20 protein-coding genes are annotated in these 18,369 nt (G+C 38.4%); 2 read left to right on the top strand and 18 right to left on the bottom strand.

The features are described 5' to 3' along the window. Positions 1-6: 6 nt before the first annotated feature. The 8 genes from HZR84_12055 to HZR84_12020 form a co-directional block, all read right to left on the bottom strand. A complete protein-coding gene (locus HZR84_12055) occupies positions 7-720 on the bottom strand; it encodes a hypothetical protein (GenBank protein ID QNL22645.1) in 714 nt (237 codons plus the stop codon). Between the two features lie 7 nt (positions 721-727). Next, a complete protein-coding gene (locus tag HZR84_12050; GenBank protein QNL22644.1) occupies positions 728-2,065 on the bottom strand; it encodes a hypothetical protein in 1,338 nt (445 codons plus the stop codon). Next, complete coding sequence (locus HZR84_12045; protein QNL22643.1) at positions 2,062-2,436, bottom strand: hypothetical protein; 375 nt, start codon at positions 2,434-2,436, stop codon at positions 2,062-2,064. The genes HZR84_12050 and HZR84_12045 overlap by 4 nt, the downstream gene beginning before the upstream one ends. 46 nt (positions 2,437-2,482) lie before the next feature. Then, positions 2,483-3,094 (bottom strand): hypothetical protein, encoded by a 612-nt coding sequence (locus tag HZR84_12040; GenBank protein QNL22642.1) that lies wholly within the window; start codon positions 3,092-3,094, stop codon positions 2,483-2,485. A gap of 156 nt (positions 3,095-3,250) precedes the next feature. Then, positions 3,251-4,897, bottom strand: a complete 1,647-nt coding sequence (locus HZR84_12035) for an FAD-binding protein (GenBank protein ID QNL22641.1) — start codon at positions 4,895-4,897, stop codon at positions 3,251-3,253. An 11-nt stretch (positions 4,898-4,908) separates the two neighbouring features. Continuing rightward, positions 4,909-5,220, bottom strand: coding sequence for a hypothetical protein (locus HZR84_12030; GenBank protein QNL22640.1), 312 nt, complete (start codon positions 5,218-5,220; stop codon positions 4,909-4,911). Between the two features lie 76 nt (positions 5,221-5,296). Further along, positions 5,297-6,385 (bottom strand): endonuclease/exonuclease/phosphatase family protein, encoded by a 1,089-nt coding sequence (locus HZR84_12025; protein ID QNL22639.1) that lies wholly within the window; start codon positions 6,383-6,385, stop codon positions 5,297-5,299. 1 nt (position 6,386) lies between these two features. Next, entirely contained in the window at positions 6,387-6,944 is a 558-nt protein-coding gene (locus tag HZR84_12020) for a hypothetical protein (GenBank protein QNL22638.1), read from the bottom strand. Positions 6,945-7,380: 436 nt separating this feature from the next. Between HZR84_12020 and HZR84_12015 the strand changes: the two genes are divergently transcribed. Next, a complete protein-coding gene (locus tag HZR84_12015; GenBank protein ID QNL22637.1) occupies positions 7,381-7,704 on the top strand; it encodes a GIY-YIG nuclease family protein in 324 nt (107 codons plus the stop codon). On the opposite strand, the gene HZR84_12010 is transcribed toward HZR84_12015, so the two are convergent. The 3 genes from HZR84_12010 to HZR84_12000 all read right to left on the bottom strand — a co-directional run bounded on the left by HZR84_12010 (position 7,701) and on the right by HZR84_12000 (position 10,425). Continuing rightward, entirely contained in the window at positions 7,701-8,552 is an 852-nt protein-coding gene (locus HZR84_12010; GenBank protein QNL22636.1) for a hypothetical protein, read from the bottom strand. The genes HZR84_12015 and HZR84_12010 overlap by 4 nt on opposite strands. A gap of 399 nt (positions 8,553-8,951) precedes the next feature. Continuing rightward, positions 8,952-10,031, bottom strand: coding sequence for an amidohydrolase family protein (locus tag HZR84_12005; protein QNL22635.1), 1,080 nt, complete (start codon positions 10,029-10,031; stop codon positions 8,952-8,954). A 76-nt stretch (positions 10,032-10,107) separates the two neighbouring features. Beyond that, positions 10,108-10,425 (bottom strand): helix-turn-helix transcriptional regulator, encoded by a 318-nt coding sequence (locus HZR84_12000; GenBank protein QNL22634.1) that lies wholly within the window; start codon positions 10,423-10,425, stop codon positions 10,108-10,110. A 297-nt stretch (positions 10,426-10,722) separates the two neighbouring features. Here HZR84_12000 and HZR84_11995 point away from each other — a divergent pair, with 297 nt between their 5' ends. Beyond that, positions 10,723-11,025 (top strand): phosphoribosylpyrophosphate synthetase, encoded by a 303-nt coding sequence (locus tag HZR84_11995; GenBank protein QNL22633.1) that lies wholly within the window; start codon positions 10,723-10,725, stop codon positions 11,023-11,025. 114 nt (positions 11,026-11,139) lie between these two features. Here the strand turns inward: HZR84_11995 and HZR84_11990 are convergent, their stop codons facing one another. The 7 genes from HZR84_11990 to nosZ form a co-directional block, all read right to left on the bottom strand. Then, the gene (locus tag HZR84_11990; protein ID QNL22632.1) at positions 11,140-11,922 is read right to left on the bottom strand and encodes an ABC transporter permease; all 783 of its coding nucleotides are present in this window, start codon (positions 11,920-11,922) and stop codon (positions 11,140-11,142) included. Next, a complete protein-coding gene (locus tag HZR84_11985; protein QNL22631.1) occupies positions 11,919-12,617 on the bottom strand; it encodes an ABC transporter ATP-binding protein in 699 nt (232 codons plus the stop codon). The genes HZR84_11990 and HZR84_11985 overlap by 4 nt, the downstream gene beginning before the upstream one ends. Further along, positions 12,614-13,855, bottom strand: a complete 1,242-nt coding sequence (locus tag HZR84_11980) for a nitrous oxide reductase family maturation protein NosD (GenBank protein QNL22630.1) — start codon at positions 13,853-13,855, stop codon at positions 12,614-12,616. The genes HZR84_11985 and HZR84_11980 overlap by 4 nt, the downstream gene beginning before the upstream one ends. Before the next feature lie 4 nt (positions 13,856-13,859). Next, positions 13,860-15,251: a nitrous oxide reductase accessory protein NosL gene (locus HZR84_11975; GenBank protein ID QNL22629.1), complete on the bottom strand. Its 1,392-nt coding sequence runs from the start codon at positions 15,249-15,251 to the stop codon at positions 13,860-13,862. A 7-nt stretch (positions 15,252-15,258) separates the two neighbouring features. Continuing rightward, on the bottom strand, positions 15,259-15,702 hold the full coding sequence (locus tag HZR84_11970) for a nitrous oxide reductase accessory protein NosL (GenBank protein ID QNL22628.1): 444 nt from the start codon (positions 15,700-15,702) through the stop codon (positions 15,259-15,261). Between the two features lie 10 nt (positions 15,703-15,712). Next, on the bottom strand, positions 15,713-16,324 hold the full coding sequence (locus HZR84_11965; GenBank protein QNL22627.1) for a hypothetical protein: 612 nt from the start codon (positions 16,322-16,324) through the stop codon (positions 15,713-15,715). A 76-nt stretch (positions 16,325-16,400) separates the two neighbouring features. Next, positions 16,401-18,362 (bottom strand): Sec-dependent nitrous-oxide reductase, encoded by a 1,962-nt coding sequence (gene nosZ, locus HZR84_11960; protein ID QNL22626.1) that lies wholly within the window; start codon positions 18,360-18,362, stop codon positions 16,401-16,403. Positions 18,363-18,369: the final 7 nt, after the last annotated feature.

Genomic DNA, 18,369 nt, shown 5'->3' with positions numbered 1-18,369 from the left:
CAATATCTATTTTAAATTCTTTAAGTATTCGATTATTTCAGGCTGTGACTTTTTGAATAATTCCTCACGATCTTTTTTTGGTAAGGATATTAGTTTCTGCTGTAGATCCTTTGGAAGAAAAGAAATATCAGTTGACGACACTACCATTGGTTGAGTCCGTTGATCACTCATAAAAATTCCAACATCGTTTGTTTTGACGATTTCACCGCGAAATGTAATGGAGGTAATAATTATTGCGGTGCCAAGAAAGGTCATAAATGCACCCGGACTGCTGGTGGAAATCTTAAATCGGATTTGCTGATCGGTACTCATACCTGCTTCTATCGGAGAAGGCCTCACTCCTTTAAAAATGACAATAGTACCCAACAGACAGAGTACGGCACCCACTACAAAGCTGATGTATTTTACATAGGCATAGGTAACATTCAGTCTGCTCGCCAATTCATAGCGTTTGCTGACTATTTGCAATTGTGCCTTCATCCATTCCAATCGCAATTGTTCATTGGCCGGTATTTTTTCATTAGATATTTTAAGGCCAATTACATCTTCCTTAATAAATGCACTCGCATGCGGTTCTGCTGTAGAACTAAGGATATGCCAAAAATAAAATGACAATCCAACCAGGATTATCAATGTTAAAACGTATAGAATTATTTCTTCCGCCGTCAATGTATTACTCTTATTGATTTGATCCATTCGTTGTTCTTCGGGGGTCATCATTTTCTATTCAATTGTTGAATCTTCTTTTGTTCATAATGGCATGTTTGAATCCGAAATTGGCCAAAATCCTATTGTCCTCATTACCTCCTTCGAAAAATGCCTGTCCACCAAATGCAAATTCCAGCCATGAGCCCTCAGTTACCTTGAGTTCGGTTCCTATTGAATATTGCAAATAGGAAACGGTTTCAGTCATTTGAATAAGATTAAAATCACGCTCAGCATTTGAATAATACACTTCTGCCGAAATTCGATTATCGCTATTTCCAAGTAGGTGTCTTAATCCGATTGAAAATTCATTAAAATCAATTGAATCATTACTTAAATTGATATTGTATTTAATCTGTCCAATTAATTGGCCTTTTAACTTTTTTCCTTTATTAAATGTCGGTTGTGAAAACCCAGTGAAAAATGATAATTTCTCCTGACGCAGATCTTCATAATTGGCTGTCATTGAATGTCCAACCCAACCTCCTGAAATTTCAATAGCAAAGGCATTCCAATTATCCTTCTTGTATTTTTCTTTTCGCTCTTTTATAATTTCACTTATAAATTCACTGTAGGTAATATTGGAACCGGAACATTGCTGAAGAATAAGACCGGTGTATAGATTGACTAATTCACTTATTTTACTTTCATATTGTTCAAATAAACTTGAATTTTCGATCAAGGTCGAGATTTTGCTTATCAATACTGAATCGAGATTTTCAATTTCACCCGCATTTATTTTTTTACAATAATCTTTCAGTGCTTCTCCATTAGTATTTAATTCTGTGAAGATAGCTTCATAAACCTTATCCTGATCTGAGTTCATTGATTGACGGTTGAATCCTAGATTCTTATACATTTTCTCATTAAATTCTTTTTTCTTTTTATAAAAATCAGTCTCAAAATAACCGGTGGATAAAATGGATATGCTTTTGTAAAAGTCTGTATCACCCATAGGGTCGCCTTTATCTATGGGCACCCATTTAAATCCAATTCCCAATCTCAGACCTAGGGAATCATGCTGTGTTGTAGCGAATGATAGTGCGAGATTTCTTGGTTGAAACCTTTTGTTCCACTGGCCAGGATTGTTTTTAGTAAAAGACTTCATAAAAGTCCACTCCAAACCGAGGGCCGGTTTTAAAGAACCGTCAGTGTCAACAAAATTGGATATACCTGCAGCAAATTCTTTCAAGTTACCTGGTCTGACTATCTCATCATTTTCAATTCCTAACATGCTAAATGCCGAAAGGTCTGGAACATTAAAATCCACATAATAATCATCAATCGTTGTAGAATCCGACTGAGCATTAATCGTATATTGGAATATCAACAAAATGAATATAAATATTGCAGCTCTCATGATCTTGGTTTTAGTAAAATTCTATCTTCAATAATATCTCCGTCATCCGCTTCAATCGAGATATCCTTTTTTTCCCATTCTTCAATTTTCTCTTCTTGTCCATCGATTATTTGAAACCATTCTATTTTGATCTCTACATTGTTTATCTCATCATTTGTGGTATTATCCAATGTAAAAACCCAGTTATGATGAGGTCGGATTAATTCATGTGGCTTACCTATGGTATGTTCCTTTTTCCTATTTATGGCACGACTATTTGTATGTTCTTGATCTTCGGTGTATTGATAATTCCAGCTTGGAACATTTTTTATGTCTACTTTAATAAAGATCGTGCCTTGATTTGTATAATAATTGAGCTTTTTAATTGGCATTTTGTATCGTGTTTAATTTAAATATTTATTCATTGGAGCTATAGTGCTATTCCGCTTTCTGCTCCTTCAAATTTTTCTTGGTTTCCTTTAAAAAATTACCCAAAACGGAAGTCAGTAAATGCAGGCCTTCGCTACCACCGCTGATCACTCCGGCAGAGAGAAATATGTCGCACATATAAAATAAATTCTTTTGAAAATCTTCAAAACCAGTAGGAATGGTATAAATCGGACCTAAAACCCGGAAACCTACCAGCGCTATAAAAATCCCTATCAGAAAACTTGATCTTAAGGCAATTTTTGTGGTCTCGCTGCGAAATTCCTCCAGATTCTCATCGGCTTTTTGAAATTCATCCTGTGTGGATTTAAAATTGTCTTTATCCAAAATGCCTTCTTTGAACTTTTGTCTGTCAAGATTTAATCGCTCTTTTAATTTGTCACGTTCAGACTCTAGTTTGATTTTCTCTGTACCCCGCCAGATTTTGATCAGGATTTCAAGAACTCTTTCCATCAGAATTGTAACCACACCTATGGAAATTATAATATCGTAGATTTTATCGTTTAAGTCCTTTACTGGATTAAAGTGAGCCTGAAAATTAAGTCCACCCAATATTATTAGAATTGTGACAATGATGATATAAAAAACCCGTCCTGTGGTCATGGCATATTGGTTTAATCCAATAATTTAATATTCAGATTATTAAATGTAAGCCTAGCAATGCTAAGCTTCAATACCCAAGCTTGGGTATTTTTGCCAGGAATAATGGCGAATCATTTGCTTTGGATAAAAGGAATTGATTGTTTGTACAAATGGAGTCTATGAAATAATGGGAGAAGTATTGCTTGCATAGGGAATGTATTCGTCAAGGCCGAACTGATCGAGAAATTCATTATTAAAAATGGCCTGGACTTCTTCCTTCATCAATCTGGATCTTTGTTTTTTCCATTCCTGAATTTTTGCTTTTCCATAGGAATTTTGGCATCTGTTTTCATTCATGTGCCGGTTGATCTTACCCCAATGCATGGTATAGGTAATTCCTTCACTTTCCATTAAAAGGGCCAATTTTTTGACAAAGCTGTAATTGATATTGACGTCGCCCCCGTCCAATTCCAATACGCAGGTTGTCGGCCATTTTGTAAATCCAAGTGTGGCGTCTGTGCCTTTTACAAAACGACAGGCCAAGATACCGGCGAGTTTGGTTTTTTTATTCACCTTTAGACAAAGCTCAATCACTTTTTTAAGATGCGTAGGATCAAATCCAAAGGCAGCGCTGAATACTTTTCCTCTAAAAACGGTATTTCTAAAAGTCTCACCGATGGTGCCTATGGCATTATCAGGCCTTTCATAGGCGGTTTTGAATAGTTTATTGACCATCATAGGAATCAGCTTCCGATTCAGAAATCCGGCGTTGTGCTCTACCATATTCAGAACGGATTGTATCAATCCCAATGCATCATCGCCATAGGTATAGCCATTGCTGTCATGGTCGATTCTCTGGTAATTATCGCGGTATTTTACCTTGTGCATTATCCGCAGATAGACGCCTTTTTCGGGATCATCAAATTTAAAGTCATGCGGATTGATGGCGATTTCCACATGATAAAGCGGAGAATTCTGATCTGAATATTGGTAAAGCAAATAGGGTTGTAGTTTTTCGTATTGCCCTTTGGAAAGGGCCTCTTCCAGGCGCTGGTCAAAATTTACCCGGCTGAGCTTTTGTTCGAGTAAAAATTTGTCTTCCACTTCCACAAGTACGCCATGAATGCATCCAAAGCTGCCAAAACTCACCAGGGCGGCATTGAAAAGGGCATCGTCGGCGATGTATTCGGCTTTGATTTTATTGTGAAAAGAAGTGGATGTAATTTTTTCCGAAGCTCTTTCGAGATAGACATGGCGATCCGGCCCGGTAACAATATGCATGCCTTTGATCATTTCAGCAATGGCCCCGTAATTAATGGAAGCCCCATGCGTATTGGTGGAAAAAGCACCCACAATGGTCTGCCCATTGCTTCCCCCGCTGCTGCAAAGCGATTTGGCCGGGTTTTGCTGTTGTTCCAGGTATTCGTTGATTTTTATAATGGTATTGCCGCATTGCAGGAAATGATAATTGGAGATGTCATGACTGTTTTTAAACTGGCTGCTGAAATTGGTTTCAGTCAATTTAAATCGATGCCTCAGCATTTTGGTATTGATGATGATATCATCGCTTACGGCCACTTTTGTAAATGACCATCCGCTTCCCATTGCTCTGACAGACATGTTTCTGTCCAATGCATCTTTTATGATCCATTGAAAGTTTTCGGTGCATTTATTGTACTGTTCGAGTGAAGAAAGGCCCTGCCATTCGGGATCGTTCAGGTACAGCTGATAGGATTGATTTTCATCGAGTTCCTGTGTGAAATTCTGATGGGCATTTCTGAACTTTTTAATGTTCCATTTGGCGATTCCTGCTGGTAGTGACATGTTTTATTGGTTTAAATCTCTGAATTTCCCGGATCGTAAGCGCAGCATTCGTAGTCCAGTCGCATGGGTACCACAATGCCAAGCGTCGCCGCCGACACGAATATTCTCAGGCCATTATTTTTAGCTTCCACTTTGCAAATGCTTTCGCAAATTTCACCGGTTAAAACGTCTTTTGGTTGTAATAAACCCCAGAAAAGGACTGTTCTTTTCACCTTTATGGGTACGGGATTATTGCTGTCGTATTGGGCCACCACCCGGACGGTCATGCAGCTGTACAAAAATGCGCTTGAGATAATAAGGATAGTAATCAGTAATTTTTTCATTTCCTTTTAATTTATTTATACCTGAATTTTATCAGGCCTATAATTTTGATCATTTGTTTTGAAATTAACATTGAAATCAATCTTTAATTTTATTGAGATAGGCATTGGCATTATCACCGGTCAATTGCACCCAAAGTGGTAAATGATCCGATAAATGATAGGTTTTCCACTCTTTGTAATACTTTTTTATTGCTGCTTCATTGTTCTCATCATCCACCTTCTTACTGAAATTAGCGGATTCTTTCATGTCAATTAAAAAATCTTTCCAATCGGCTGTGCGGTACACCCATTTAAAGATATCCAGCACTCCCGCCCCATTGTAATCGATATTCCGGCCCTGTTTTTTAAAAGCGATCTGATCGTAGGCTTTGCTTTGCAGCATGTTGGAATAACCTATTTCTTCGGGCATGAAAAAATCGTTTTTGCTCAGTTGTTCCATGGTTTCATGTTGGCGGCTTACAATATTGAAATCACCTAAAATGATCAGGTGTTTGTTTTCGTGATTTAGATAGTAATCCGATTTCTTGCTCAAATATTTGGCGATAGCATTGATCTCATCGATGCGCTCCTGCAGCTTATCACCGGAACTCGAACCGTAATATATATGAACGGTGCAGAGGTCAAAGCGCAGCCAATTGCTTTGAAATGAAACGATAAATGGCGTTCTTCTGAATTGCTTTCCGGCGGTGACTTTTTTGCCGCGTGTTTCCAGTTGCACCTTGCTGATAAGGAGATTTGAAGGCAATACAATCTCTCCTGCGATATTTTTAAACCAGACCTTGCGTTTGTCAAAAACAAAAGTCATGCGCTCCCCATTACCGCCCAGCTCTCCGGGCACGATGTCGGTGGCAATATAATCCCAGTTATCACCGAGCAAGGCCATGATCTCTTCAAGTTTGCCGATATTATTGACTTCCTGCAGGGCGATTACATCAAAACGGGAAATGATCTCGGCGATATAAAAGAGCGAGGAAATAGTCCTCTTTCCAAAACCTCGTTTTGAATTTTTATCGAGGTCGCGGATGTTCCAGCTGCCGATCAGCACATTGTCATCAGCGTCTTTTGTTGGCAATTGGGCATCGAGATTCTTTCGCAATCTGAGCAGGTCTTTGACCGTTCTTTCGCGAATTTCTTTTTTGAGGTATTTGAGTTTATAGTAATACATTTTAATTAAAGCTTTGCTCTTGTAATGTGTCTGTAAATTCCTGCAGTAAAGGCCTGTTCGCTTTCTTTTTGACGAGGCTTTTATCTGTGGCTTTGATTCTCAACTCCGAATCAATCGCTTGCACTTCCTGGTGTATTATTTCAAGTTTGCTTCTGGAATTGGTTATAACCGGAGGTGGCATTTCTACCATAGAGGTATCCATGGCATTCTCATTTTGAAATTCCAGGGCCAGCAGGTTTTCATAAATCTGCATTAGACTGTCGCGGCGTTCAACTTTTTCGCTGAATTCATTTTCTACTAGTGTAAAATACTTCTCCCAGCGTTCGCGATGATCGTCGGAGACCAAAACGGTTTTGAAATATTCGGCAAAGCGTTTGCGCACGGCCACATCCTCCAGTAAGGCGTATTCCACGTATTCTCCTACCTGTTGTGATTCTTTGATGGCGATTTCGCGATCCTGAAAGCCCCATTTTATGATAAGGCTTACAAAACCAATAAGGAAGGTGCCGAGGAAAAATTTCCCGAAATCGAGCCAGAGTTTTAGCTTCTCGTTTTCCATTTTAAATTTTAATCTCAAAATCCAAAGAATTCAGATGAAATTCAATCCCCGAGCTTGGGTATTTTTTGATTTAAAAATTAAGAATTGAGAAGAAGGATTTGATCTTAGCGTATTTGTGATGCGAATTCTAAGGAGCGGATTGTCTCAAATTTGAGTGATGGCCCCCCTGAAGGACTCTTTGAGTCATTAAGGCTGGCCTATTTAAACAGATTGTCATAAATTTTGGAGACGACCCTTAAATGGAATTCTGTTGGAACGGATTGTCGCAATTGCGTCGACGGCCCCGCAAGTCTCTACGTTCCTGCGGGGACTTGTCTTTTTTTTGATTTTTTAAAGAGTTGTGCTTCACACAAAATAATAAGATCCCCGTGCTTGTCACGGGGTCGTTGACATAATTTCGACACCAGGTTAATTAGAAGTTTGCCTCCTTAGCCAAATGAAGCCCGTTTTAGCAAAATTCTATGTGTACATCCTCACTACAAAAAACCATCGAATGTTTTATACCGGTTTCACAGATGATCTAAAACGTAGAATTTACGAACACAAAAACTTTATTTACAAAAACAGTTTTACCGCCAAATACAAGATTGGCAAATTGGTTTATTTTGAAGAATTTGATGATGCCGACCAAGCGAAACACCGGGAATGGCTAATTAAAAGATATACAAGAGAATGGAAAATAAACCTGATAAATTCTATTAATCCGAAATGGGAGGATCTTTATGTCAAATTGGATTCCATTTTTACACATAGCCCTTAATCCAGATTTTCAAGGTTTTTCTCAGCGAGATCCACATTGATTTGTTTGATCACCGAATCGATTTCCTTAGCCTCTTGGGCCATCATATCGATTATTTCTTCGGCATTCTCTTTGGAATCGAGCCGGTAAACCGAAGCCAATCCCATTAAACGCGCAACGGGACCCCTCAAATGATGGGCATTGGTATAGGCATAGCGAATGAGAATCTGGTTTTGATCCTTGATTCGGTGTGTTCTTTCATTGACTCTTTTTTCGAGTTCTTTGTTGAGTTCATTCAGTTGTTTTTGCGTGGCCTGAAGCTCCCTGTTTTGATTTTCCATTTTCAAGGTTTGCTTTTGCAAAACTTCATTGGAATCGGTCAGGTTTCTTTTAAAATCATCGTAGGCAGATTTGATTTTATAGGCACCAAAAACAAGGACGAAATAAATGGTCAGATAGGTAACGCTCGAAGTAATCGGTTCGGTGTCGAAAGGTGCAAAGACAAGAATGAGCAGCAACATGCTTAAGCCATGCATAATCCACATGGTTTTACCTTTTAGCATAACGGAGACAATAAATCCGATGATCAGCATTGTGGGAATTCCGGCCGTAGAGATCGGTGACATCCATTTTTGGTAGGAAACTGCGGCGATGGTAATACTTGTAACAATCAAGACCGATGCTATGGCATATTTATGACGTAAAAAGTAAGCAAGGATACAGGCCGTAAGAATTGTAATTTCTATTGATATAGAGATTAAGTCCGAAGGATAAAAAATGATATTGCTAATGAGTATCAGAGATACGCCTATGATGGAAATCCTCAATATTGAATTGAGGAAATAGAGCTCAATATTTTTAAATTCCATGTGCTGTGTATTGGAAGGAAAATGCAAAACTAAACAATCCTCAAAAACCATCTGATATATGCTTGTGCTTTGTTAAAAATTTTGAGAAAGGGTCTTTGGATTTGGTGGGGTTAATGTTGAAATTCTAAGTGATGGTTTGTCTAATAATGCGGCGATGGCCTCATATGAATAGTTGGTTTTATGTTGAATTACTATGTATCGGATTGTCTTATAATGCGGCGACGGCCCCCTGAAGGACTCTTCGAATCTAAGTGGCTGGCCTATTGAAATGGATTGCCTCAAATTGTATTGACGGCCCGCTGAAGGACTCTTTGAGCCTTCAGGGCGGGCCTTCCGTAAACTCAAATTGGAGAGGGGTCCTGCGGGGACTGGTCTTTTATTGGGACCTTCATCGGACTGTTATAAATTCAAATAGTTTTTTGGGTTTTCATTTGAGATGGCATTCCAGATATCTTCACCTATAAAACCCCTGAGATTCATTCCAAAGGCCCGCTCAGAAACCTCTTGTTCGGTCATGTAATAATCAGTGCCGAAAAGGACACGTTTTTTGAGTTTTTCATTGGAGATTAAAAATGACTTTAAAGTCGCATAGTATTTGGGATCGGCAAGGGTATATGAGATATCGGTATATACATTCTCGTACTGGTTGATGATTTGAATGATCTTGTAAAACCAGGAGTCTTTGGCTTCGTCGTGCCATGAGTTCATAAGAAATTTATCCCATTCATTGGCACCGCCCCAATGGGCAAAACAGAGTTTGAGTTTTGGAAAGTCTTTTAACAATTGGCAATAGCGTTCGGGATTGGAATAGACATCGGTAAAAACCGAGTTTTTAGCTTTGGGATAGACTTCCCCTGTGCGTGGCTCGGTTCTTCTTTCTGTACTCAGTTTTCCTTTGTAAAAAACACCTCCCCGGGTGCAATGGGTCATTATCGGAATGGAATTTTGCTCTGCATATTCATACACTTTTTCAAGACGCGGGTCATGTGGAAAATAACCCAGGGCCGGATAGATTTTTATTCCTGCAAAACCCCTCTCTTCAATGCTATGTCTTACGATATCAAAAATACCTTGTCTTTCGGGATGGGCGAAAACAAATGGGTAAATATGATTGCTGTGCTTTTTCTTTAGAAGTTCGAGTTCCAGTAGTTGAGCGTCAAAATTTTCAGGTACTTTGCCGGCCCCCATAAACTCCATATCCATGGAAAGAGCCACAAAGGCCGTTTCGGAAGGGTAAAATCCCTGAAGGTGTTTGAAAATATTTTCCTGGCTTCCCTTCTCCCCGATTTTCATAAAGAAATAATACCTTTTTAATAGTTCAGACCAGTCTCTGAAACCTACTTTTCTCAATACGCGAACGAATTTTCTTGATACGATTTTTTTGGCCAGGGATTTTAATACAGGAGGGAGAAATTTGTCCGGAACATGATCGATGGTAAAAATATGCGTATGGCAATTGTAGATTTTTTTGTTCAACATATCATTTCAGATTAAGCCATTAAACATTTTTTTATTGAACTGACATTGTAATTATCAATTTTCTCTAAAAGGTAATTTAAATCAAATCAAAAGCCAGAGCATACTGCAACAACTCAAAATGGCCTTTGAATCTTAATTTTTTTTTGATGTTTTTTCGATGCTGCTCTACCGTATTTCTCGAAATAAAAAGCTTTTTGGCAATTTGTGGATTATTATAATCACGAATTATCAAATTTAAAACCTGCAATTCCCTTACCGACAGCGCATTAAAACGGCTAATGTATTTCTTTCGAAATTCTTCCTGTCTGTGCAACCTCGTCAATTTATGAGAAATTGCATTTTCCCCTAAGAGGGATTTGTTTGTTGTAGCCTCAAAGGCTTTATTGAAGGTCATACCTTACATTATAGGCGGTTGTGTATTCTTAAAAAAACCGCGATTAAAAATCCGCAAAACCCTGCGGTCAATGCTTGTATGATTTGGAAGGAATAATAAATCTAAAATGTAAATCTGTAAATACAAAAAAATAGATGTGTTATTTTATGCTTCTGCTTCTATTTAAAACATAATAGTTCAGTTTTGTTAATTATATGAGGCTGGTGAAAAATTTCGAATATATCAGAAAAATAAACTGAGATTTAAATTTTTAGGATTTGATTTTCCATTTTACCACAAAATCAATATTTTATCCTTATGGAAAATTACGATACACTATCGATGGCGATGAATGCTTTGAAAGAAAGAGGTTTTACAATAGAGTTTAGCACGGAAAAGAGCCATATCATATCCATTGACAAAGATTTGAAATACGAACCGGAAGACTTTGATATCGTGGAAATACATCGTTTTGAAGGCATGACCAATCCCGGGGATATGAGTGTTCTCTATGCCATTGAATCCAAAGATGGCAAGAAAGGCCTCTTGGTGGATGCTTATGGGGCTTATGCCAGTGAAATTTCACCTGAACTGGCTAAAAAACTGGGGGCAAATTCATAGAAACATTCAAATGGATTTAAAGCAATAACATTATCATTCCCCTTTGATGGCAATTGTAATTGCCAATATCATCAATAGGAATATCCCCTTTTTCATGGCCAATTTGTAATACTTCTAGAAGTCATTTTTAGAGGATTTACTAAGCAAGAGGAAAACGGGGCATATGGTCCAGACAAACATTAAAGCCATTGAGACAAACAACCCCATATTCGTACCAAAAAATCGTTGAAATAGGGCACCTGTATATCCGAGCAATGCTGAAATATCCAGTTTTAATAAAATCAGTATCCGCGACATATCAATAGGGTTTAGAAAACATGCGGCCAAAGCAAAATTGTCAAGCGGGTAATCTGAAAATAGCATCATCGACAGCAGAATTAAGCCATCGTAGATCACCGCAAAAAATAACCACATCAGAATGGCATAGCTAAAGCCTTTGATTTTATTATTATTAAAGAGTGCAATGCTGATGGAAAGTGCTACAAAGATGAATGTCAGAAAAGTACCGCTGATTAGCAATAGCGTGAAATTGATAATTTCACCTGACCGGAATAATCCATAAGCTAAAAATGGAACTCCCAATCCGATAACCAAACTCAGCGACAGCGAAATAGATATTCCAAGGTATTGTCCTAAAAAAATGGTCGATCGCTTCACGGGTTGTGCCAAAAGGAGCTCTGTAAACTCCCGCGCATTGTAAAAGTACATGATGCCGAAAATAGTACCGATCATTGGCGTTAATACCACAATGACATTCATCAAAGTGATCACAGCCTTGGATAAATCATTGTTAAGAAATAATAAAACAAAAGCCAGGATGAGATAGAATGCCAGATAGATAAAACTCCATCTGCTGCGAATCAGATCCGAAAAGCTATATTTTAAAATTTTTATCATTTCCTTAATATGCTTGCTATTGCGTGTTCTAAATCCTCGGTATTTGTCCTTGATCTCAATTCAGCAATCGTTCCGTTGAAATAAATATTTCCTTCCAGCAAGAAAAATATTTCATCTGCCAGTTCTTCAACCAAACTCATAATGTGCGAGGTTATTAAAATGACCTTGCCTTTTGATTTTTCCTGATAGATCAAATCTTTAAGTTTGATCAATGAAACCGGATCGAGGCCCGCTGTAGGTTCATCCAATACAAGGACGGGAGAGTCGAACATGAAAGTGAGAACAATATTCACCTTTTGTCTTGTGCCTCCCGAAAGGTTGCCTAATTTCTTATCCATAAAATCCTTCAGATCGAATAATTCGATCAGTGGCTCTGGATTTGAAGCTACATTTCTCACATCGGCAATCATGGATATGATTTCATTAACCGCTAAATTATCAGGGAAACGAGCAATCTGAGGCAAATAGCCCAGATTACTACGGTATTTATGTGATTTCAATACATTTTCATCCTGATAAAAAATCTGGCCTTTATCAGGCAATACCATGCCAAGCAATATCTTGAGAAATGTAGTTTTACCCGAGCCATTTGGCCCTAGAATGGCATAGATTCCCCCTTTATCGATATTTAGGCTCACCTCATCCAGCACCTTAAGTTTTGCAAATGATTTACTCAGCTCTTTGACCTGTATCATTGGAATGGATTCATTGATGGTGAATTATCGATCAAGGCATCCGGTGTAAAAACAGGAGATACCTTTTCAGAAAAATTAATAATATCCACGAAAAGACTTCTCATGAGTACAATCGCCTCGGGGGTTTTGTTGGTGATATAAGAAAATAATTTGACCGGCCTGTAAGGTACATCGCCCACGCCATCCCTATTCAAATCATAGCCCGAGTAATCGCTCCAGTAATTGCCATTGAATGTATTGTCGTTTAACATGGAATTGTAGGATATGCCAAAGGAGTTTCCGATGAAGTCATTTGATTCGAAAATGTTGGTATAACAGCCACCGGATACTTTGATAGCCCAACCATTTTGCCTGAAAAGATTATTGGAATAGTTCACCCTGGAAGAGCCATCCACATAAATAGCAATGGTATTTTTATCAAATTTATTTCCCAGGACTTCTCCGTCGTAGATTTCCTTCAGGAGTAATCCATAGGAGGCGCTGCCCCAATTATTGATAAATAAATTATCCAACATTCTGATCCATTTGGAAAACATGACTGCCACGCCAGCGCCATTTTTTTCAAAGGTATTTTCTCTGTATTCGTCATGATTGGAAAACATGAAATGTAGCCCGTAGCGCACATTGTGGTGACTGTAATTATTAAAAATTCTACTGCTATCTACGAATTCCAGATAAATCCCATCTCTCATACCGGTAACTTCATTATTGGCAATTAACACATTTTCACAATCCCATAAATGAATGCCATTCCCCGACTGATCTTCCCTTGTAGCCGTACCCAAAACTTTGTTTTCATTTATAATGCCATTTTTTGATTTTTCTATCAGCATGGCGAAAAATGAATTTCGAATAACATTATTCGAAAGCACAAAACCATTGGACCTGTGTACATAGATGGCGGCGTAGTCCTTGGTATAACTTCTTCCGGAATTGACAATTTCGAAACCTGAGACAGTTATGCTGTCTGCCATAATTCGCAATACATAAGATTGCTTTTTGCCATCCAGTACTGTTCCTTTTTCGCCAAAAAGTGAAATTCTTTTTGTAATGTTTAAGTCCACACAGGTATAAACTCCCGGTCGAACGGTTATACTATCTCCATTTTGGGATTTTTCTATGGCTTTTTGAAGATCATTCAGTTGACAATCCCCACACACCAATAAATTTTCAGCATAATTAAAATTTATGATGCATAAAAAAAGAAGAATTGTAAACGGAATTGACCTTGATCTCATCTCCTTAAATTGAATATCTCATTCCTGCAATAAAACTGGCCTTTTCATTCATTTGAATTCCATTCACTTCCTGGTATAAAGGTATTCCGTATTCCAAACCTATTTTGAAATTTCTCCAATAGGCCTTTTCACCAAATGAAAAATTACAGCCCAAATAGGATTTTACTTGACTTTTGCCGCTATTTTCATTATTTGCCGGAGGCGCCATCATAGTCATTAATTCCTTGTCAGAACCCAGAATTTCTCCACTTTTAGTTCCCAATACTCTACTTGACAAACTCATCCATTGAAATATATCATAACTCATCCAAGTATTCAAATTCAGTTGATTACCCAATCGGTATTTTTCAGTGTTTTTTGAAGTTCTCACTATGGCCATTGGCTGAATGCCCCATGTCCAATGCTTCACGGAACCTTTGTATGTTCCTCCCAATGAGTAATCAAAAGTGCCACTTCCCAATTGCATAGGGTATGGCAATTTCATATTCTCGGTCATTGGAGTTGAATATCTATTTTGTATTTCTCCCGTAGGGATATTTACGCCGATATTAAGATGGAAAGAGCTGTTTTTCTTTGACATCAATCCATAGAGCGCACTTACATTAAGATCTCCAAAACCTTTACTCTCCGTGGAAAAAGACATGCCCGTCATATTGTTGAGATCCATACTATTTTCCACATAGTTCTGCATTATCATCAGCGTAAAATTGTCGCTCGGAGCATACATTGCACCAATCATATACATGCGCATATTCATTTGCTGTGGTGCAAGCATATAATTTCTGAAAACGTTCATATCAGCTATTTCTGTGCTACCAGTTAAATTTCCACACATATTCATATTCATGGCCCTAAAACTGAACATCCATCCCCCTTTGTGATGAAGGTGATCACCCATAATTCCAATTGGTGCATAAGAGCCGGGTTTGTGATGATGATGTGTCGGATGGTCAAGCAAACCGAAACGGGAATCTTTAAATAACTGTTTCAGCTCTCCCCAGGTATATATTTCACCTTTTTTAAGTTTTTGCATTTTAATGACTTCTGATTTATTAGAGTAGGCTGAAATATAAGCTCCCATGGGACTGGCGATTTCCTTACTCTTCAAAAAGTACGCCTCAGCAGCGGGAATCATTTTTTCCGACCGCAGATAATCTGATACCAACAATTTACTAAATCCCGATTCATCAATTTCCTTAAGGAAATTCACAAGGCATTCTATGGCATCGAAATTGTAAATGCTATTATTTTCATCTATTGCCTGAGCTACAAAATCAAGATCTTTAATAAACATATTGCACTCAGCACATTGATCTTTGTTAATCTTTATGGCTTTTTGAGCATAGCTATTGAAGCAAAGCATCATAAATGCCAGGTAGATATAAAAGTATTTCATAATCGTTTTATTTTATCTCAAAATGTTTTTGGAGTTCGAGCCAATTCATTGCTTTTCCTTTTTCATAAGGTACTTCCTCAAGTTCTTCTTTAGAACCAAATGCACTAAGAAATTCGCCCATTGGGCTGGGAATACTTTCAGAAATCAGAAATTGAGCCTTTTTCGCATCTATTAATTTCCCTGGATTTAGGTAATCATTTACAAGGAAAAGTTCGGGCCGGACCTTGGTCCAATCCTTGTAATCATTCATCATACATTCAATGGCATCGTATTTATAGTTTTTACCTTTCTCAGTTACCAATTGGGCGGCATGTTGTTGATCAACTATTGACATTCTGCAAAAATCACAGGCATCTTCACCGTAAATGATAGGCTCGGGATCATTGCTACATGAAAAAGGCATTAGTAAGATGACAGCCAGGAAAAGATGAAATGCAATTTTATTTATCATTAATGTATTTTTAGGTACTTGATTGTGATTTCTTTCCTACAAAGTAGGCCACTAAACTCAGAATTATGCCTATACCCAGCAATATACCTCCTGCCCTTGGATAGGAAAAGGCATCGAAATTTAAAAGTTTTTTATGACCGATCAATGGAGGATTGTACTGCATTGGAGTACCATCCGGATTAACCAGTTTCATGATGGCATTCGGATCAAGATCACTTCCGTAGTCCACCAGCCAAAGATTAAAATCATAAATACCCAAGGCCCCCAATACGCTCATACTGACAAACCATATGAGAAACCAGGTGGGCGAAATTTTTATAAAAACGGACAATAAACCTATGACTATTCCGATACCGGCCATTAAAGCCACTACTTTGGGAAATACAGAAAATTCCCACATGTCTTCAGGTTTAGGAAGTGTTTTCATTCCTATATAGTGGTTTAAACCATCAATATTTTGTATATCAAATTCATTTTCACCTTGAAGCCCATTAATGTAAATATTGATTCCAAGAGGTTCAGGATACTGAGGAGCGCCTAATCGAATATTCCATAATGGAAATACAAATATTCCCAAAAGGAAAATACTTCCTAAGACCATGATAATCCCTGCGCGTTTCATTGACAATAATTTTAAATGTATTTACAAAAAAAAAGAAAGGGGCAGACCTTTTGGCCTACCCCAAGATTTAAGTGATTTACTCATCCAGTGACCAGGCCAACTCAATATTTGAGCCTGCCGGAGAAACACGGACGTAACCTTGCATTTCCTGGTGAAGTGCCGAACAGAAATCTGTACAATAGAATGGCCATACTCCAACTCGTTTTGGTTCCCAAAGTGAAGTTTTGGTTTGGCCGGGCATGATTAAAATTTCTGAAGTTCCCTGTCCTATCATTGAGAAGCCGTGAGGTACGTCGAAGTCCTGCTCATGATTGGTGATATGGAAATACACCTTATCACCTACTTTAATACCTTCTATATTGTCAGGGGTAAAATGACTCCTTATGGTTGACATATAGATATGAACTTCATTGCCATCTCTTTCTACACGGGCATCAGCAGGCGATTTAATACCATATGGGTGATTATTCTCATCTATTCGATAGATTTTTTTCGAATTTTCAACCAATAATTCGGCATTACATCCTGCCGCATAGTGAGGCTCTCCGTGAGTCGGGAAATCATAAAGCAATTCCATTTTCTCACCTGAAATGTCATAGATCTGCGCTGAGTGTTCCATTTCAGGACCAGTAGGTAAGTATCGGTCCTTTGTGATCTTGTTCATAGCCACAAGATATTTGCCATGTGGCTTTCTTGAGTTACCACCTGGGATCATCAAGTGACCAACAGAGTAATAAGTAGGTTTTCTATCCACTACCTCCCAGGTTCCAAGTTTCCACTTCACTACTTCTGATGAGATAAAGAATGTGGTATAGGCATTGCCTCTTCCGTCAAATTCGGTATGCAATGGACCTAATCCTCCGCTTTGCACGCTACCTGCCAATACATCATCGTAGTTGATGATAGGAATTCCATAGGCATCGCCGTCAAATTTCTCCGCTTCAATGGCCGCCAACATTTTGTCAAATGAATGGACGGTAATGTTTGCAGAAAGTTTACCTGCACCAATGATATATTGTCCGCTTGGATCCACATCACAACCATGTGGTGATTTTGGTGTAGGCAGGAAGTAAATAGCTCCGGGTACATCCGATGGATTTACGGTGAGTACCTCAGTCTTCATAGTTGATTTTGCAGTATGTGTGGATTCATCATATACGTTATGCGCATAATTGGCTGGCATTTTCGTACCGCCACCATTATTTACAAACTCTTCGATCTTTTTCCAATTAACTGCAGCGATGAAGTCCTTGTCATTCTGTGATGCATTGACTTCAAGAAGTGTACTCGCTTCCTCTGTATTGTAGGTAGAGAAGAAAAACCATCCGTGCGACTTACCTCTTCCGGGGTGGGAAAGGTCATAGTTAAATCCAGGCATTAACAACTGGAATTTAATATCCATATGCCCATGTTCGGGCTCAACGGCAATAAAAGTTAAGGCACCTTTGAAATTAGACTTGTACTCCTTTATTGGCATATCTTTCTGAGGAACGGGTACCGAGAACCGCGTTCCGGCAACCACGTACTCCGTGTTCTCTGTTATGAATGAACTACTGTGATTACCGGCGCTGTTTGGAACTTCGATAATTTCCTCAGTTTCAAAGGTGCTTAAGCTAATTCTGGCGATCCTTGGTGTGTTATTGCCATTGGCAAATATCCATCTGCCATCAAGCTCGCCATTGGTTTGCGATATATCCGGGTGATGCAAATCATCCCAGGGAATAAATCCAAACGATGTGTTTAACATTGGCTTTGTTTCTTCGGAATAACCATAACCGGAAGTAGGAAACTGTGAGAACACAGGAATTTCCTTAAATAGTCTTCCGGATGGCAATCCATAAACGGTAAGATTACCACTGTAACCACCGGATAAAAAGCCATATTGTTCGTCTCTTTCGCCAGGGGCTACATATACCTTCTCGGCAATGCTTGTTCCTAAGGCCCCATTTCCATTTTTCTCACCCGCCTGTCCACATGAAACCATGAAGGCCAGAGCAGCGATGAAAAAACAATTGATTAATAATATTCTAATTTTCATTTTAAAG

Source organism: Hyphobacterium sp. CCMP332, assembly GCA_014323545.1.
GTDB lineage: Bacteria > Bacteroidota > Bacteroidia > Cytophagales > CCMP332 > CCMP332.
Note: the sequence above shows the minus strand (reverse complement) of the source record. Positions and strands in the feature narration are given on the sequence as shown.